The sequence below is a fragment of the Psychrobacillus soli genome (assembly GCF_006861775.1).
GTDB lineage: Bacteria > Bacillota > Bacilli > Bacillales_A > Planococcaceae > Psychrobacillus > Psychrobacillus soli.
This window is the reverse complement of the sequence record NZ_VDGG01000095.1, coordinates 1-922: the sequence shown is the minus strand read 5'-3', so window position 1 is coordinate 922 and position 922 is coordinate 1. Positions and strand designations below refer to the sequence as shown.

Annotated in this window: 8 tRNA genes and 1 rRNA gene; all 9 read right to left on the bottom strand. The window is 49.9% G+C overall.

The features are described 5' to 3' along the window. Nucleotides 1-58: ribosomal RNA gene (locus FG383_RS20745) — 16S ribosomal RNA — on the bottom strand; the annotation flags it as partial. Nucleotides 59-197: 139 nt separating this feature from the next. Continuing rightward, a tRNA-Ala gene (locus FG383_RS20740) sits at nt 198-273 on the bottom strand. Nucleotides 274-286: 13 nt separating this feature from the next. Beyond that, a tRNA-Pro gene (locus FG383_RS20735) sits at nt 287-363 on the bottom strand. 7 nt (nt 364-370) lie between these two features. After that, nucleotides 371-447: transfer RNA gene (locus FG383_RS20730), tRNA-Arg, on the bottom strand. Nucleotides 448-463: 16 nt separating this feature from the next. Then, a tRNA-Leu gene (locus FG383_RS20725) sits at nt 464-552 on the bottom strand. 15 nt (nt 553-567) lie between these two features. Then, nucleotides 568-642 (bottom strand) — tRNA-Gly (locus tag FG383_RS20720). Nucleotides 643-659: 17 nt separating this feature from the next. Further along, nucleotides 660-744: transfer RNA gene (locus FG383_RS20715), tRNA-Leu, on the bottom strand. A 23-nt stretch (nt 745-767) separates the two neighbouring features. Continuing rightward, nucleotides 768-840, bottom strand: a tRNA-Lys gene (locus FG383_RS20710). Nucleotides 841-846: 6 nt separating this feature from the next. Further along, nucleotides 847-922 (bottom strand) — tRNA-Thr (locus FG383_RS20705).

The window sequence follows — 922 nt, the reverse complement described above, 5'->3', positions numbered from 1 at the left end:
GCATGTATTAGGCACGCCGCCAGCGTTCGTCCTGAGCCAGGATCAAACTCTCCATAATAGAGAACTTAAAAAGCTCATTTTGTTTTGCTGGCATCATCATTAAATGATGTCAAAATTGTTTTGCTTGCTTAGATAACCGAAGTTAATCTTTCAAGCTATATTTCTTAACGTTTTGCATGTTCAGTTTTCAATGTTCATGGTGGAGCCTAGCGGGATCGAACCGCTGACCTCCTGCGTGCAAGGCAGGCGCTCTCCCAGCTGAGCTAAGGCCCCGAAATTTAATTAATGGTCGGGAAGACAGGATTCGAACCTGCGACCCCTTGGTCCCAAACCAAGTGCTCTACCAAGCTGAGCTACTTCCCGTAATATATGGCGCGCCCGGCAGGAGTCGAACCCACAACCTTCTGATCCGTAGTCAGACGCTCTATCCAATTGAGCTACGGGCGCTAATTTTTCATAAAAGTGGTGCCGAGGACCGGAATCGAACCGGTACGGTAGTCACCTACCGCAGGATTTTAAGTCCTGTGCGTCTGCCAGTTCCGCCACCCCGGCACTTTGATGAATCTTTGGAGCGGAAGACGAGGTTCGAACTCGCGACCCCCACCTTGGCAAGGTGGTGTTCTACCACTGAACTACTTCCGCTCGGTTATTAAATTAAATGGTGCGGGTGAAGGGAGTCGAACCCCCACGCCTTGCGGCGCTAGATCCTAAGTCTAGTGCGTCTGCCAGTTCCGCCACACCCGCATGCATAATTCACATAAAAGTGATGAGCCATGTAGGATTCGAACCTACGACCCTCTGATTAAAAGTCAGATGCTCTACCAACTGAGCTAATGGCTCGTACAATGGTGCCGGAGAAAGGACTTGAACCCTCAACCTACTGATTACAAGTCAGTTGCTCTACCAGTTGAGCTACTCCGGC